The organism is Pseudomonas sp. MF08817 (assembly GCF_059862705.1).
On the sequence record NZ_JCBCUY010000060.1, the window covers coordinates 1 to 14,737 of the forward strand.

The 14,737-nt window shown below is 61.8% G+C and carries 17 protein-coding genes and 1 pseudogene; 10 read left to right on the plus strand and 8 right to left on the minus strand.

Going from position 1 to position 14,737, the window contains the following annotated elements; all coding sequences use genetic code 11:
* From AC19YR_RS23575 to AC19YR_RS23585, 3 genes are all read left to right on the plus strand, one after another.
* Positions 1-186, plus strand: a 186-nt coding sequence (locus AC19YR_RS23575; RefSeq protein ID WP_500600337.1) for a hypothetical protein, incomplete at its 5' end; no start/stop codon positions are given.
* A 378-nt stretch (positions 187-564) separates the two neighbouring features.
* Positions 565-1,458: a sensor histidine kinase gene (locus AC19YR_RS23580; RefSeq protein WP_500600338.1), complete on the plus strand. Its 894-nt coding sequence runs from the start codon at positions 565-567 to the stop codon at positions 1,456-1,458.
* Positions 1,455-2,105: a response regulator gene (locus tag AC19YR_RS23585; RefSeq protein WP_095107528.1), complete on the plus strand. Its 651-nt coding sequence runs from the start codon at positions 1,455-1,457 to the stop codon at positions 2,103-2,105. The genes AC19YR_RS23580 and AC19YR_RS23585 overlap by 4 nt, the downstream gene beginning before the upstream one ends.
* Here the strand turns inward: AC19YR_RS23585 and yegS are convergent.
* From yegS to moaB, 3 genes are all read right to left on the minus strand, one after another.
* Positions 2,089-2,994, minus strand: coding sequence for a lipid kinase YegS (yegS, locus tag AC19YR_RS23590; protein ID WP_500600339.1), 906 nt, complete (start codon positions 2,992-2,994; stop codon positions 2,089-2,091). The two genes, AC19YR_RS23585 and yegS, sit on opposite strands and share 17 nt — an antisense overlap.
* Before the next feature lie 84 nt (positions 2,995-3,078).
* Positions 3,079-4,305 (minus strand): molybdopterin molybdotransferase MoeA, encoded by a 1,227-nt coding sequence (locus AC19YR_RS23595; RefSeq protein ID WP_500600340.1) that lies wholly within the window; start codon positions 4,303-4,305, stop codon positions 3,079-3,081.
* Positions 4,289-4,828 carry a molybdenum cofactor biosynthesis protein B gene (gene moaB, locus AC19YR_RS23600; RefSeq protein ID WP_095107525.1) on the minus strand — a complete coding sequence of 180 codons (540 nt, stop codon included), beginning with the start codon at positions 4,826-4,828 and terminating at the stop codon, positions 4,289-4,291. Before moaB ends, AC19YR_RS23595 begins: the two co-directional genes overlap by 17 nt.
* Before the next feature lie 78 nt (positions 4,829-4,906).
* Between moaB and mobA the strand changes: the two genes are divergently transcribed.
* Positions 4,907-5,509, plus strand: coding sequence for a molybdenum cofactor guanylyltransferase MobA (mobA, locus tag AC19YR_RS23605; RefSeq protein WP_095107524.1), 603 nt, complete (start codon positions 4,907-4,909; stop codon positions 5,507-5,509).
* A 76-nt stretch (positions 5,510-5,585) separates the two neighbouring features.
* Positions 5,586-5,807 carry a YgdI/YgdR family lipoprotein gene (locus AC19YR_RS23610; protein ID WP_095107523.1) on the plus strand — a complete coding sequence of 74 codons (222 nt, stop codon included), beginning with the start codon at positions 5,586-5,588 and terminating at the stop codon, positions 5,805-5,807.
* A gap of 54 nt (positions 5,808-5,861) precedes the next feature.
* On the opposite strand, the gene AC19YR_RS23615 is transcribed toward AC19YR_RS23610, so the two are convergent.
* The 3 genes from AC19YR_RS23615 to AC19YR_RS23625 form a co-directional block, all read right to left on the minus strand.
* Complete coding sequence (locus AC19YR_RS23615; protein WP_500600341.1) at positions 5,862-6,752, minus strand: pseudouridine synthase; 891 nt, start codon at positions 6,750-6,752, stop codon at positions 5,862-5,864.
* Between the two features lie 68 nt (positions 6,753-6,820).
* Complete coding sequence (locus AC19YR_RS23620; RefSeq protein WP_095107521.1) at positions 6,821-7,141, minus strand: transcriptional regulator; 321 nt, start codon at positions 7,139-7,141, stop codon at positions 6,821-6,823.
* A gap of 137 nt (positions 7,142-7,278) precedes the next feature.
* A complete protein-coding gene (locus AC19YR_RS23625) occupies positions 7,279-7,515 on the minus strand; it encodes a glutaredoxin family protein (protein ID WP_095107520.1) in 237 nt (78 codons plus the stop codon).
* A 170-nt stretch (positions 7,516-7,685) separates the two neighbouring features.
* Between AC19YR_RS23625 and AC19YR_RS23630 the strand changes: the two genes are divergently transcribed.
* A complete protein-coding gene (locus AC19YR_RS23630; RefSeq protein WP_095107519.1) occupies positions 7,686-9,641 on the plus strand; it encodes a monovalent cation:proton antiporter family protein in 1,956 nt (651 codons plus the stop codon).
* A gap of 44 nt (positions 9,642-9,685) precedes the next feature.
* Here the strand turns inward: AC19YR_RS23630 and AC19YR_RS23635 are convergent, their stop codons facing one another.
* Positions 9,686-10,894, minus strand: a complete 1,209-nt coding sequence (locus AC19YR_RS23635; RefSeq protein ID WP_500600342.1) for an ammonium transporter — start codon at positions 10,892-10,894, stop codon at positions 9,686-9,688.
* A 326-nt stretch (positions 10,895-11,220) separates the two neighbouring features.
* Between AC19YR_RS23635 and AC19YR_RS23640 the strand changes: the two genes are divergently transcribed.
* The 4 genes and pseudogenes from AC19YR_RS23640 to dgt all read left to right on the plus strand — a co-directional run.
* Entirely contained in the window at positions 11,221-11,535 is a 315-nt protein-coding gene (locus AC19YR_RS23640; RefSeq protein ID WP_095107517.1) for an ElaB/YgaM/YqjD family protein, read from the plus strand.
* Between the two features lies 1 nt (position 11,536).
* Positions 11,537-11,917 (plus strand): phage holin family protein, encoded by a 381-nt coding sequence (locus AC19YR_RS23645; protein ID WP_095107516.1) that lies wholly within the window; start codon positions 11,537-11,539, stop codon positions 11,915-11,917.
* Positions 11,914-12,252 carry a hypothetical protein gene (locus tag AC19YR_RS23650; RefSeq protein ID WP_500600343.1) on the plus strand — a complete coding sequence of 113 codons (339 nt, stop codon included), beginning with the start codon at positions 11,914-11,916 and terminating at the stop codon, positions 12,250-12,252. The genes AC19YR_RS23645 and AC19YR_RS23650 overlap by 4 nt, the downstream gene beginning before the upstream one ends.
* A gap of 145 nt (positions 12,253-12,397) precedes the next feature.
* Positions 12,398-13,027, plus strand: a pseudogene (dgt, locus tag AC19YR_RS23655) (dGTP triphosphohydrolase); the annotation flags it as partial.
* Positions 13,028-13,184: 157 nt separating this feature from the next.
* Here dgt and AC19YR_RS23660 read toward each other — a convergent pair.
* On the minus strand, positions 13,185-14,549 hold the full coding sequence (locus AC19YR_RS23660; RefSeq protein WP_500600344.1) for a deoxyguanosinetriphosphate triphosphohydrolase: 1,365 nt from the start codon (positions 14,547-14,549) through the stop codon (positions 13,185-13,187).
* Positions 14,550-14,737 lie beyond the last annotated feature (188 nt).

Consider the following 14,737-nt stretch of genomic DNA (forward strand, 5'->3'; position numbering starts at 1 on the left):
GATATCTGCAACCAGATCCCAGGCTGCGTCGGGGAGTTCATACCGCTTTGCCATCTTGGCCTCCTGGCTTTAATGGCGGTGTATTTTACAGAAAATCGTATTTCTTGGGTTTACGTACAGAGCCTAGTGGGTGCCCGGCAAGGCGAGTTAATGCATTTAAACTTGCCTCTTAAAACAGCCCCTTAGAGGGTTGGAACTTGCAATACCGGTAAAAAACTTCGCCCGCCAAACAACAAAACCCGCGCAACTTTCACGGCTTTTTTACCCTATTGGGGAAACCTGTCAGAAAGTGGAACTTTCGTACCAACTTCAGTTGTTGACTGATGTCCCAAATCAATAGACCGAGCGCGACCAACGGTATGCAAGGTGATAGTATGCCGACCATTATTACGCCACTAATGGCTTATTGATTCCAACCCGGACGCGGATTTAGTCTCGGTGTAAAACTCGCTTCAAACACACGGATCCCGCCAGTTTGAAAACGACTTTGCATGGTCCGGACCTGGCGCTGTCAGCCGACCAGACCGGTCCTTCCGCAGCGAACATTCACTGGCGCCTTTGGCTATGTACGCTAGCTTGAAACCACTCTTGACCTGGCCCCCCTCGCAAAAGCAGGCCCTACGGCTGACCTTCGTGCTATGCGCCCTTTCGGCCCTGGGCAACCTGCTGGCCTTCGCCAGTTCCCACGGCATGCCGCTGGCGCTGCTGATCCTTGACCTCGCCGCCCTGGCCAGCCTGGGCGTGCACCACTTCTATTCGCGTAAATCGATCAAGTTCGAGCCTCAGGAGTTGGCCGAGCGCCTGCTGCAAGTGCAGGAAAACGAGCGCCACCGCCTCAGCCGCGAGTTACACGACGACATCGGCCAGCTCCTCACCGCCGCCAAGCTGCAAAGCGATTGGCTCAAGCGCCGTTTGCCCGAAGAGCTGCAAGGGCAATGCGCGACGCTGTGCGAAACCCTGGAAGAAACCCTGGCAAAGGTGCGCGACGTTTCGGCCATCCTCAACCCACGGCAGTTGGCCAGCCTGGGCCTGGAAGCGAGCCTGCGCGCGCACCTGCTCAAGACCCTGGCCAACACCTCGCTGCACTGGAGCCTGGAATGCCAGCAGCGCTTGACCGGGATCCCCGAAGAAATGACCGTGGCCGCGTTTCGTGTCACCCAGGAAGCTGTCACCAATATCCTGCGCCACGCCCAGGCGCAGAACCTGGTGATCCAGTTGCAGCGCCAGCCCCAGGGCTTGCGGCTGTCGATCTGTGACGACGGCCAGGGCTTTTCCCCGCAGCAATACCCAGGGCCGGCGGGGCAGTCGGGAATGGCGGGGATGGCCGAGCGCATCGATCAGTTGGGCGGCACCTTGCACGTCACGAGCGAACCGGGCCAAGGCACGCGCATCGAAGCGCTGTTTCCCTGGGCGCCACGGGCACGGGAGCGCGCCAGCGCCCCTAAGGCGATCCATTGACCTGCAATTTGCTGCTGGTGGACGACCACTCGCTGATCCGCGCCGGCGTGCGCGCCCTGGTGCTGGATATTCCCGGGTATGCCGTGGTGGGCGAAGCCAATGACGGCGCGCAACTGCTGGAGCTGGTCGAGGCCCTGGCCCCGGACATCGTCCTGCTGGACCTGTCGATGAAGCACACCGGGGGCCTGGAGGCCCTGCGCCGCCTCAAGGCCAGGCGCCCGCAGAGCAAGGTGTTGATCCTGTCGATGCACACCGACCCGGACCTCATCATGCAAACCCTGGAGTCCGGCGCCCACGGCTACCTGCTCAAGGACACCACCGCCACCGAACTCGAGCAGGCCTTGGCGGCCCTGCGCAACAACGAGCGCTACCTGAGCCCGGCCATCGCCCACACGGTTATCAACCAGGCCTTGCACCTGGCCCGCAACACACCACCGCCACGGCACAGCCTGACGGCGCGGCAGTTGGAAATCCTGCGTTTGATCGTGCGCGGCAAGTCCACCCGGGAAATCGCCAACGGCCTGAACCTGAGCATCAAGACCGTGGAAGCCCACCGCTCGCAAATCATGAAGCGCTTGCAGATTTTCGACGTCGCCGGCCTAGTGCTGTTTGCCGTACGCGAGCAGATCATCAGCCTCGACGACTAGCCCCCAGCACCGGCGAATCCGCCGGCAGATGCACGCGCAAAGCCCCCGGCCGCGCTTCGAAGCGCAAGTGGTCGCCCTCCAGCGGTTCGCCATCGAGGTTGATGTACAGGCCTTCGGCCACGGTGATCTCGACCCAGGGCAGGCGCGCGCGCACGAACATGTTGTCGATGCCCAACCCCCCGCTGAGCAGGTCGCGCAAGGTGCTCACCACTTCCTGGGGCGCGGGCAGGATACTGATATCCAACAGGCCATCATCGGCCAGGGCGTGGGGGCACAGCACCTGCCCGCCACCGGCCTGGCGGCCGTTGCCGATGCCCAGGGCCAGCAGGTCGCCCTTCCAGTGGAAATCCGGCCCGTGCAGTTCGCCATGGGCGGCGTGTAGCTCGCTGAAGCGCGTCAACCCGGTGAACAGGTACGCCGCACCGCCGAGGACTTTTTTCAGGTCTTCGGAGGTGTTGGCGGTGACCTGGCTGCCGAAACCGCCGGTGGCCATGTTGAGGAACACCTGCTCGCCCACGACCCCCAGGTCAATGGCCTGGGCCGGCACGTCGAGCAGGTTCAGGGCCGGCAACGGCTCCAGCGGAACCCCGGCCGCCCGCGCAAAATCATTGGCGGTGCCCAGGGGCAGCAGCACCAGGCTCACCGGCTCGGCGCTGTGGGCGATGGCCTCGGCAATGTCGCGCAAGGTGCCATCACCGCCACCGGCGATCAGTTGCCGGTAACCGGCGCCGATCGCTTCCTGCACCAGGCGCTGGGCATCGCCGGCCTCCCAGGTCAGGCGCACCGCCAGGTCCCAGCCCTCGTCGCGCTTGGCCTGGACGGCGGCACGCACGTCCTCGTTCAGCGCCTGCTTGCCGTGCAAAATCAACAACGCCTTGCGCTCAGCCATGACTCGTCACTCCCGTCATTGAGAAACCTCAGAGGATGTTGACCTATGACAGTGGCGAAAAAGTCCGGCGGCGTGCCGGGCACTTCAACCCAACACTTCGCTTAGGGGGATGAAATTGACCCAATCGCCCTCCACCAGCGTGCTGCCTTCCATCACTTCCACCAGGCCCTCGGCCCACGCCGCGCTGCGCAGCACCCCGGAACTCTGGTTGCGGTAAATAATGGCGCGGCCCTGCTCCAGGCGCGCACGCAGGTACTCGCGACGGTTGCCCGGTTTAGGCCAGGCGAACCCGGCGGGCACCGGGAATTTCAGCGGCTCGACCGCTTGCACGCCCATGCGCCGCAACAGGTAAGGCCGCGCCAACAGGGCGAAGGTCACCAGGGTGGATGCCGGGTTGCCGGGCAGGCCAATCACCGGCACACCGCGAAAATGCCCGCAGGTCAGGGGTTTACCGGGTTTGATGGCGAGTTTCCACAGGGCCAGCTCGCCCTCCTCGCGCAGGGCCACACCGAGGAAATCCGCCTCGCCTACCGATACCCCGCCAGTGGAGAGGATCAGGTCCACGTCCCCCAGTTCCGCCAAACGGCGGCGGGTGGTGGCCAGGTCGTCGGGCAAGATCCCGGCGTCGACCACCTCACAGCCCAGGCGCTGCAACCAACTGCACAGCAGCACGCGGTTGCTGTTGTAGATCTGCCCTGGGCCCAGGGGCAGGCCCGGTTCGATCAACTCGTCGCCGGTGGACAACACCGCCACCCGGGCGCGGCGCACCACGCGCAAGCGGGCGTTGCCCAGGGTGGCGGCCAAGCCTTGTTCGATCGGCCCCAGGCGTGTGCCGGCGTTCAGCACCACTTCGCCCACGGTGGTTTCCTGGCCTTGCGGGCGAATGTTCTGACCGCTGTGCAGCGCTTGGCTGAAGCTCACGCGACCGTCGTCCTGCACCTGGGCGTTTTCCTGCATTTCCACGCAGTCCGCGCCGGCGGGCACGGGCGCGCCGGTGAAGATCCGCGCGCAGGTGCCGGGCAGCAAGGGTTCGGGCGCCTGGCCGGCGAACACTTTCTGGCTCACGGGCAAGGCCTGGCCCGTCCAATCGGCCACGCGCAGGGCGTAGCCATCCATGGCGCTATTGGGCCAGGGCGGCAAATCGAGGGTGGCGACCAGGTCTTGGGCCAACACCCGGCCCTGGACCTGGGCCAAGGGCAGTTCTTCATCGGCGGTGATGGGTGCGCCGCCCGCCATTTCCAGCAACCGCGCCAGGGCCGCTTCGACGGGCATCAGGGCGCCGTTCTTGCCGGGCTTATCCACGGCTTTCACAAGGTGCGGCTTGCTTGAGGTGGGGCACGAAATTGCACGGGCGGTGGCGCGCGTCCAGTTGCTCGGCGAGGATGCCGTCCCAACCGGTGCGCACCGCGTTGGTCGAACCCGGCAGGCAGCACACCAGGGTGCCGTTGGCCATGCCGGCCAGGGCGCGGGACTGCACGGTGGAGGTGCCGATGTCGGCCACCGAGATCTGGCGGAACAGCTCGCCAAAGCCATCGACTTGCTTGTCCAGCAGGCAGGTGACCGCTTCGGGCGTGCTGTCGCGGCCGGTGAACCCGGTGCCACCGGTAATCAGCACCACTTGCACCACGTCTTCGGCGATCCAGGTGGCGACCTGAGCACGGATTTTGTACAGGTCATCCTTAAGCAGCACCCGCGCCGCGAGGTGGTGGCCGGCAGCCGTGAGGCGGTCGACGAACACCTGGCCCGAGGTGTCGGTGTCCAGGGTGCGGGTATCGCTGACGGTCAGCACCGCGATGTTCAGCGGGGCGAAAGGCACTTCAGCCTTGGCGTTCATAGGCTCGATCCAGTTGTAGGAGACACGGCCGGGTGTTATATCACAGCGCCCCATTTTCAAGCCCTGTTGCGAGGCACCATGACCACCCTGCCCCCGCTGCCGCCCTGTTCGATCCTGTTGCTGGCCGGTGGCCGCGGCCAGCGCATGGGCGGGCAGGACAAAGGCCTGCTGCCCTGGCGCGGCGAGCCCTTGATCGCCCACCTGCACCGCCTCACGCGGGGGCTGACGGACGACCTGATCGTCTCGTGCAACCGCAACCTGGAGCTGTATGCGCCCTACGCCGACCGCTTGGTGCACGACGACTGCGCCGATTTCCCCGGGCCCCTGGCCGGTATCCGCGCTGGCCTGGCCGCCGCCCGCCACGACTACTTGCTGGTGCTGCCCTGCGATGTGCCGCAACTGGACGCCGCGTTGCTCCACGCCATGCGCGACGCCGCCCGCCAACAGCCAGATAAACCCCTGATGCTGCGCCACGGCGAGCATTGGGAGCCGTTGCTGTGCGTCATCCCCACAGCCCTGGCGCCAGCCTTTGAAAACGCCTGGGCCCACGGCGAGCGCAGCCCCGGCAAGGTCATGCGGCAATTGGCCGCACAGGCCTTGCCGTGCCCGGCCAACGACCCGCGCCTGGCCAACCTCAACACACCGCAGTTGCTGGATCGCCCTGGCGAAGTGTCAGAATGACACTAGCCATGGAACTTGCTCGCGATGTATACGTCAGAACGTCAGTACTCAAAGTATTCACTTTCGGAGAAACACCATGACTCAACGGACCCTCGCCTCCCTGATGCTCGCACTGGGCCTCGCCACCCTCGCCGGTTGCGCTTCGCCAACAGTGATTACGCTCAACGACGGCCGTGAAATCCAGGCTGTCGATACCCCGCAGTACGATGAAGAATCCGGCTTCTATGAGTTTGAACAACTGGACGGCAAGCAAACCCGTATCAACAAGGACCAGGTGCGCACCGTCAAAGACCTGTAAGCCCAGGCCTTGATGCAAAAACCCGCCCCGTGCGGGTTTTTGCTTTTGTAGGCCTTACCAAGCCAGGGTCAGAAGGCTCTCGAAGTGGCGCGCCTCACCACTGAGGGGGTCGACAAAGCGCAGGCTCCGGGCCAGCAGTTTGAGAGGCCTGGTGTAGTCGTCCGGGGCGTCCTTGAGTACCTCTGGGTAGAACGGGTCGTTGCAGATCCCCGCCCCCAGCGCACTCATGTGTACCCGCAACTGGTGTTTCTTGCCGGTGACCGGGAACAACCCGTAGCGCCACCACTCGCCGTTTTGCTCAAGCACCGTCACCCGGGTTTCAGTGTTGCTCACCCCCGCACTTTCGCGCATGCGGAAAAACGGCTCGCCTTCCACCAAACGGCTTTTGTGCACCAGGGGGAACGCCCATTGGGGCAGCGCCCGGGCGATGGCTTCGTAGTGCTTGTCGATCTGGCGCGTGGGGAACAGCGACTGATACGCCGCCCGGCTCTGCGGGTTAGCCGAGAACAGCACCAGCCCCGCCGTGTGCCGGTCGATGCGGTGCAGGGGCACCAGGTGCGGGTTATCCAGGCGCCGGATGAGGCGGCGCAACAAGGTTTGCTCGACGTACTCGCCCGCCGGGGTCACGGGCAGAAAGTGGGGTTTGTCAGCCACCACCAGGTGTTCGTCGGCGTAGAGGATGTGTTCCTGCACCGGGATCGGTTTTTCAGCGGCCACTTCGCGAAAGTAATGAATGCGCAGGCCTTCGCGGTACGGCAGGTCGGCGCTGATGGCCGCGCCATTGCCATCGAGCACCCGGCCCCGGGCAATGCGGTCCAGCCACTGCTGGCGGCTGATGGCGCGAAAATGCTCGCACAGGCAATCGAGCACCGTCGGCCACGCGCCGGGTGGCAGGTACAGGGTGCTGGCTTGGTGCTGCGCAGCGCTGAACGATGAGGTAGACATAACAGGACTCTGGCCAAATGCTGGCCGGCATTATCCGGCAACGGTGCCCGCGAACCTAGCCCGCTGCCTCAGGCCGTGGTCACGCCGGCCTCGGCGGCGGCTTCGGTGAAGTCCTTGAGCCAGCGCAGCACATCGACCGCTTCCCAGCGCGCCGGGTCATACAGGGCATAAAGAAGACCCTGGTAGCCCACCACATCCAATTGGCGGTGGTAGCCGGCACGCTGGAACAGGGCTTCGATCTCTGCAAAACAGGTATTGAAATGCACTTTGCCGAACGGCGTCTTGCCTTCGGTGACCAACCCATCCAGGCGCAGTTCCAGCACCGCTTCACGGACGACGTCGGCGGACATCCGGTTCACGCTGTTCTTCAATTGTTCGACATTGACCATGGTGCATCCCTCGACGTGCGGGCCTCGCCACCTCGAGAGGTGGCGCGACACTCGAATAACTGTATACGCATACAGTAAACGAATATCGTGCCCCTGGCCAACCGATTACCGAGGGCCGCGACCAATGGAGGCGACCGTCATTGCAAAAAGTTCACCACTTGCTCAGCGTCGAACGGCCAGCCCAATTCGGCGCCGGTATCGATGCGCCGCAGCACCGGGATGCGCAGGCCATAGGCCTCGACCAACGCTTCGCTTTCGCCGATATCCACCAGTTCCACCATCAAGCCGTGCTCGACCAATGGCATGAGGACCTCTTCGGCCAGTTCGCACAGGTGGCAACCCAGGGTGCCGTACAGCTGACATTCAGGAGGCATGACAAAAAACCGAAAAGAGACGGGCCCATAGTCTAGCCCCATGGCGCACTGATGGCAGCCATCGGGCCAACCCCTGACCTGCGTCAGTAAGCCACAGGCGCGATTAAACGAAACTCGCGGCTTTTTTTGCCTCTACGCTGTGTATTCCACGCCCCTGACCGGAGACGCCTGTGTTCGCCAACCTGTTAATCATTCTTGCCTCATCGCTGGTGGTGATCGCGCTGTTCCGGCGCCTGCAACTGCCACCCGTGCTGGGCTACCTGTGTGTCGGCCTGCTGGTGGGGCCCACCGCGTTCGACTGGGTGAATGACAGCGAGCACCTGCCGGACCTGGCGGAACTGGGGGTGGTGTTCCTGCTGTTTTCCCTGGGCCTGGAATTCTCCCTGTCGAAAATGCTCGCCCTGCGCCGCGTGGTGTTTGGCCTGGGCAGCCTGCAAGTGCTGATAAGCGGCCTGTTGCTGGGGGGCGTGCTGAGCCTGTTCGGCATGCCGCTGGCCGTAGCGCTGATGCTTGGCGCGGGGCTGGCGTTGTCGTCGACCGCCATCGTCAGCAAGGAGCTGACCAGCCTGGGGGAGATTTTCAGCAGCCACGGCCAGAACGCCATTGGCGTGTTGTTGTTCCAGGACGTGGTCGCGGTGTTGCTACTGACCCTGGTGCCGGTGTTTGCCGGCCAGAGCGACCAGGCCTGGTACTGGGCGCTGCCGATCACCCTGGTCAAGACCGTGATCCTGTTCGTCGGCCTGGCCCTGGCCAGCCGCTGGCTGCTGCCGCGGCTGTTCCATGAGGTGGCCGCGTCCCATTCCGCCGAACTGTTCGTGCTGCTGGCCCTGGTGATTGTGTTGATGACGGCGTGGCTGACCCACTTGCTGGGCCTGTCGCCGGCACTGGGGGCGTTCCTGGCGGGCATGCTGCTGGGGGAAAGCCACTACCGCCATCAGATCGAGGCCGATATCCGGCCCTTTCGCGACATCCTGCTGGGGCTGTTTTTCGTCAGCATCGGCATGCTCATCGACCTGCAATTGTTCGTTAGCCACAGCCTGCTGATTCTGGGCCTGACCCTGGGCCTGCTGCTGGTCAAGGGCGCCATTGTCGCCGCACTGGTGAAGTGGCGCGGCAGCGACGGCGAAACGGCATGGCGCAGTGGTCTGGCGCTGGCCCAGGGCGGCGAATTCTGCTTCGCCCTGATGGCGCAGATGCAGCAAAGCCAACTCATGCCCGCCGAGATCAGCGGCCTGCTGCTGGCCGCCACCTTCTGCTCCATGGTGCTCACACCGCTACTGCTGCGGGCCGCGCCAGGCATTGCCGCGCGCCTGCACCGCAAACCCAACGAAGAGGCCAAGCTCGACGAAATCACGGCCCTCAACGCTGGGTTTCACGGCCACGTGGTGATCTGCGGTTATGGCCGCGTGGGCCAGTCCATCGGCCGTTTCCTGCGCCGTGAAAAACAAACCTTCATCGCCCTGGACGACGACCCGGTGCGGGTGCAGGAAGCCGCCGCCGGCGAAAGCTGCGTGCACTACGGCGACTCGCGCCGCGGCGAGCTGCTCAGCGCCGTGGGCCTGGACCGCGCACGCTTGCTGGTGATCGCCGTCGACAAGACCGACATCGCCCTGACGGTGCTCAAGGAGGCGCGACGCCTCAACCCGCAGGTGCAGATTTTGGTGCGTACCCGCGACGACAGTCAGTTGAGCGAGTTGCAGGCCGCCGGCGCCAACGAGGTGGTGCCGGAGTTGCTGGAGTCGAGCCTGATGCTCGCCTCCCATGCCCTGGTGATGCTCGGCCTGCCCGAAGAGCAAGCCCAGGCCCGCGTCGACGAAGTACGCCAGACCCGCTACCGCTTACTCCACGGCTTCTATCACGGCGCCCAGGGCAACCTGCTGGACAATCGTGGCCAGCCCAAGGTGCTGATGCACGCGGTCAACCTGGCGCCCGACGCCCATGCCTGCGGCCTGACCCTCAGTGACCTGGCGTTGGAACTGCTGGGGGTGGACATTCAAGCGGTACAACGCGAAGGCGCGGAACTGGCGGTGGAAGGCACCACCGCGCTACGGGCCGGCGACAAGGTGCTGATGTCCGGCCCTCTGGCCGCCATTGAAGCCTGCGAAGCACGGTTGCTGGGCGGCTGACCCCCTTAGCAAGCGGGCTCGCCCGCTTGCTACAGAGCAGCGCCTCAATCCTGGCTGATGGCGCCAATCTTGTGGATCGACAGGTCGGCGCCGTAGTACTCCTCTTCCTGGCTCAGGCGCAGGCCATGGCCGTACTTGATCGCGCCGTACACGGCAAAGCCGCCGGCCAGGGCCACCAACACGCCCAGGGCGGTGCCGAGCAACTGGCTCGCCAGGCTGACCCCGCCGATACCACCGAGCATTTGCTGGCCGAACACCCCGCAGGCAATCCCGCCCCAGACGCCGCACACGCCATGCAAGGGCCACACCCCCAATACGTCGTCGATCCGCCATTTGCCCTGGGCGGCGGTGAAGCACCAGACGAACAGCGCCCCGGCGATCAGACCGGTCACCAGCGCCCCCAAGGGGTGCATCACGTCGGAGCCGGCGCAAACCGCCACCAGCCCGGCCAGCGGGCCGTTATGCAGAAAGCCCGGGTCGTTGCGCCCTACTACCAGCGCCGCCACGGTGCCTCCCACCATGGCCATCAGCGAGTTGACCGCCACCAGGCCACTGACCCCTTGCAGGGTCTGGGCGCTCATCACGTTGAAGCCGAACCAGCCGACAATCAAAATCCACGACCCCAGGGCCAGAAACGGAATACTCGACGGCGCGAACGCCACCAAGCGCCCATCGCGGTAACGTCCCTGGCGCGGCCCCAGCAGCAACACCGCCGCCAGCGCCAGCCAACCGCCCATGGCATGCACCACCACGGAGCCGGCAAAGTCGTGGAACGGCGCGCCAAACCGCCCTTGCAGCCAGGCTTGCAGGCCGAAATTGCCGTTCCACACCAGGCCCTCGAAGAACGGGTAGACGAACGCCACGATCAGCGCCGTCGCGCACAGCTGCGGGGCGAACCGGGCCCGTTCGGCGATGCCGCCGGAAATAATCGCCGGGATGGCCGCGGCAAACGTCAGCAGGAAAAAGAACTTCACCAGCCCATACCCGTGGTCGGCGCTGAGCGCCGCCGCCGGCTGCATGAAGCTGACGCCGTAGGAAATCCAATAACCGATAAAGAAGTAGGCCAGGGTCGAGACGGCAAAATCACTGAGGATTTTGCACAAGGCGTTGACCTGGTTCTTCTGGCGTACCGTGCCCACTTCAAGGAACGCGAACCCGGCGTGCATGGCCAGTACCATGACTGCGCCCATGAGAATAAACAACGTGTTGGAGCCGTGGACCAGGCTGGTCACGGCGCTTTGCAAATGGTCCATTGGAGGGCAGCCCCACAGGCAGGAAAAAGCACCAAAGCAGCTCGCGAACGCTTTTTACGCACCAAATTGGCACCTGGGCGGGGCGCGGTTTCTTCTTCGGTGAACCGCTTTGGCGCAGGAATCAACAATGGGGCAAATTGCCGCTAGGGTATTTCCGCAGGTTTCAGTTATTTAGGTTAAGGTTTTCATCACTCGGCGCGCGTTTTCAGCGCAAAACCCAAGCGGCGATGCACCAGCACAAAGCAAAAGCTGTACCAGCCAATTGCACTGAACCTTCCCACGCGCCCAATACTCGAATCACACACAAGCCACCTACGGAGATCACCATGGCCAGCAAAACAGCAAAGACTGCTCAAGAAATACTGATGGCGGATTTTCAAACCCTGGTGAACGACACCGAACGTTTGCTGGAACACACCGCCACCCTGGCCGGCGATCAAGCCGATGAGTTGCGCGGGCAGATCCACGACAGCCTGCTGCGCGCCCGCGAAACCCTGCAACTGTCCCAGGATTCGCTACGCGAGCGTGGCCAAGCGGCGGTCACCGCCACTGAAGACTACGTGCAGGCCAACCCTTGGCAATCGGTGGGCATCGCGGCCGGTGTGGGCTTCCTGATCGGCTTGCTGGCAACTCGGCGCTGATATGGCTATCGGCGATTCCGACTCCGCCCCCGGCACCTCGTCGCGGCGCCTAGGCGCCGCTTTCCTAGGTTTGCTACACAGCCATGTCGAGTTGTTCGGCATCGAATTGCAGGAGCAGAAAGCCCGCACAGTGAGCCTGCTGTTGTTCGCCGGGCTAGCCCTGGTGTTTGCCCTGCTGTTGCTCGTGGGGCTCTCGGCGCTGGTGCTGATCCTGCTGTGGGACAGCTATCGCTTGGCGGGCATCATCGGCTTGTGCGTCTTCTATTCCCTGGCCGCATTGTTCTGCGCCATGCGCCTGCGGGCGGCGATCTATGACGAATCCTCGCCATTCAACGCCACCCTGGAAGAACTGGCCAACGACCGGGAGCGCCTGCTGCCATGAACCTGCCTGACATCCCGCAAAGCCATTCTCGCCGCGAAATGCGCAAGGCCTTGATCCGCCTGCGCATGGAGATGCATCGCCAAGAAATTCGCCATGAGTCCCAGCAATTGCTGCAACCCTTGCAGCGCATGCGCGCAATGACCCAGAACTGGCAACAGGGCCTGGGCATCAAGCATGCGCCGCTGTGGGGCGTGGCCGCTGTGACGCTGCTGGGCTTTTTCACCGGTAAAGGCGCCAAGAGTGGCGGCGTCGGGCGCCTGACCCGCCTCGTCGGGCTCGGCACCAGCCTACTGCCACTGATAAAGATGGCCCTAAGCACCTCGCGCAAACCCTGAGCCGGCAATCTTTCGTTGTGCCCAGGCACCCGCCTCTTTCACCAGAGGCCGGTGCCTGCCCGCCCGCGCATCTGTAGTCCCCCTTGCGGCCAGGGGCGCGAAACGGGAAGCTAGCCCATCAGTCACCTGACGGAGAGAACCAGCCTTGGATTGGCCCACCCTGCTTACCCGCGAACGCCTCGGAAAACCCCTGCACAGCCCGCATGAACTTGGCCGCAGCCCTTTCCACAAAGACCACGACCGCATCATCTTTTCCGGCGCCTTCCGCCGCCTCGGCCGCAAGACCCAAGTGCATCCGGTGTCCAGCAACGACCATATCCACACGCGCCTGACCCACTCCCTGGAAGTCAGTTGCGTGGGCCGTTCTCTGGGCATGCGGGTCGGCGAAACCCTGCGCGGCGCCCTGCCCGACTGGTGCGAGCCGAGCGACTTGGGCATGGTCGTACAATCGGCGTGCCTGGCCCACGACATCGGTAACCCGCCGTTCGGCCACTCAGGCGAGGACGCCATTCGCCATTGGTTCCAGCAAGCGGCGGGGCGCGGCTGGCTCGACGCAATGACTGACGCCGAACGAGGCGATTTCCTCAACTTCGAGGGCAACGCCCAGGGTTTCCGGGTGCTGACCCAGCTTGAATACCATCAATTCGACGGTGGTACGCGCCTGACCTACGCCACCCTGGGGACCTACCTGAAATACCCCTGGACCGCACGCCACGCCGACTCCCTGGGCTACAAGAAACACAAATTCGGCTGCTACCAGAGCGAACTGTACTTAGGCCTTGCAGCCAAAAATGACATTTTCTGAAAAGCAACAGCCAAAAGGTTATAAGTGCAACCATTTGGCAATATCAAGAAGGCTTAGCTTTCAAAAAAAGAATAAGGAGGTTTTTGCTAGAACGCCATTTTACCATCGATCCAGAGGGCCAAGCCACCTAGATTCGCTCCCCGCCCATACCACTAAACTGTCGAGCCAAGTGCATGGCATAGTTATCTGTCATACCGCTCACGTAATCCAGAACCTGCATGATTGCACCATATTCCTTGGAAACACTCCCACTGGCGTCTAAATTCTTCAAGTCCAGTCCAAGAAGCTCAACCACCCTTCTAGTCTTCGAATCAGCCACACCATCCTTTCTGACATATTCTAAAGCTGCAGAGCAGCTAACGTTAAGTAGTGTAGAAATAGTGCTATAAGCCCCTATTTCCAACTCAACCTTTCTTGGATGCTGGAAGATTTCATCTCGAGCAAGACCTTTGGCGGCTGCTACACATTCACGCACGTTCTTACCACAAAGATCTAAGATACCTAACACCTTGCCACTCATGATTTCATTATGGTTATTCATGAAAGCATTCACTCCAGCATCTACAAAAGCCGAGATAACTTTTCCACGAACCATAGAGAGCCTTCGGCCAACTTTCATACCTTGAATTTCATTGACGAGCTGATTCTTCTGTTGGTCGCCAAGGACAAGACACAATATTTCAAATACCTTATTCCACTCAAGGATACCCATCTCTACACCATCTTCTAAATCAAGAATGGCATAGCAGAAGTCATCAGATACTTCCATCAAATTAGCCAGCGGATGGCGACACCGCCAACCATCACCCAGCTTTAACAAACCAGTCGCATCAGCCACTTCATTAAACAAACCCAACTCAGAACAGTAAATACCATATTTATTCTGGATAGGCCTTTGCATATTAACAGCATCACCTGCCAGCCAAGGATACTTAATAAAAGCTCCAAGTGACGCATAGGTTAGCCGCATCCCCCCTTCATAGGGATGATACTCCGATGTGGTTAAAACCCTGAACCCTTGAGCATTACCTTCAAACCTACGCAAATCAGCAGCTTCATTGAATGGCAAGTGCTCAACAATCATTGCTCCAACATCATTGGTAAACCAGTGACGAATAGCTTCTTCACCAGTATGCCCAAAGGGAGGGTTTCCAATGTCATGAGCGAGACAAGCAGTTTGAACGATATCACCGATATCAGAAGCTGAATGCTGTTCAGGGATGAGTCTTTCATTGAGAAGCTCTTGCCCTACTCTCACTCCCAGAGTCCGACCAACACAAGCTACTTCTAAGCTATGTGTGAGGCGATTATGGACATGGTCATTAGTGGCGAGTGGATGAACCTGAGTTTTTCTTGCAAGGCGTCTGAAAGCCCCGGAGAAAATAACCTTGTCATGGTCCGAATGAAAAGGTGAACGGCCTAGCTCAGATTTCGGAGGCCGACCGCCAAGACGGGTGTTATTAAGTAGCTTATCCCAACTCATACTAGCCATATCACTACCTTTAACACATATGCAAAGCGTATAAATATAGCTCAGGCATGGATATATGCAAGGCGGTTGCAGGAGCTGAGTGCAACACGGTTATTGAATTGAAGCCGGAGCATCATGCCGCATAGCCATGGCTGCTTGCATCACCTCGCCTATGACCTCGATAGGACATTTGAAGTCGAAACGCTTAC

Bases quoted from the DNA above. Each gene is read 5' to 3' on its own strand.
- mobA (WP_095107524.1), top strand. From the start codon at position 4,907: ATGACCACCCTGCCCCCGCTGCCGCCCTGTTCGATCCTGTTGCTGGCC.
- AC19YR_RS23640 (WP_095107517.1), top strand. From the start codon at position 11,221: ATGGCCAGCAAAACAGCAAAGACTGCTCAAGAAATACTGATGGCGGAT.
- AC19YR_RS23660 (WP_500600344.1), bottom strand. From the start codon at position 14,549: ATGGCTAGTATGAGTTGGGATAAGCTACTTAATAACACCCGTCTTGGC.
- AC19YR_RS23625 (WP_095107520.1), bottom strand. From the start codon at position 7,515: ATGCCTCCTGAATGTCAGCTGTACGGCACCCTGGGTTGCCACCTGTGC.
- AC19YR_RS23635 (WP_500600342.1), bottom strand. From the start codon at position 10,894: ATGGACCATTTGCAAAGCGCCGTGACCAGCCTGGTCCACGGCTCCAAC.
- AC19YR_RS23645 (WP_095107516.1), top strand. From the start codon at position 11,537: ATGGCTATCGGCGATTCCGACTCCGCCCCCGGCACCTCGTCGCGGCGC.
- AC19YR_RS23610 (WP_095107523.1), top strand. From the start codon at position 5,586: ATGACTCAACGGACCCTCGCCTCCCTGATGCTCGCACTGGGCCTCGCC.
- yegS (WP_500600339.1), bottom strand. From the start codon at position 2,994: ATGGCTGAGCGCAAGGCGTTGTTGATTTTGCACGGCAAGCAGGCGCTG.
- AC19YR_RS23580 (WP_500600338.1), top strand. From the start codon at position 565: ATGTACGCTAGCTTGAAACCACTCTTGACCTGGCCCCCCTCGCAAAAG.
- AC19YR_RS23620 (WP_095107521.1), bottom strand. From the start codon at position 7,141: ATGGTCAATGTCGAACAATTGAAGAACAGCGTGAACCGGATGTCCGCC.
- moaB (WP_095107525.1), bottom strand. From the start codon at position 4,828: ATGAACGCCAAGGCTGAAGTGCCTTTCGCCCCGCTGAACATCGCGGTG.
- AC19YR_RS23615 (WP_500600341.1), bottom strand. From the start codon at position 6,752: ATGTCTACCTCATCGTTCAGCGCTGCGCAGCACCAAGCCAGCACCCTG.
- AC19YR_RS23650 (WP_500600343.1), top strand. From the start codon at position 11,914: ATGAACCTGCCTGACATCCCGCAAAGCCATTCTCGCCGCGAAATGCGC.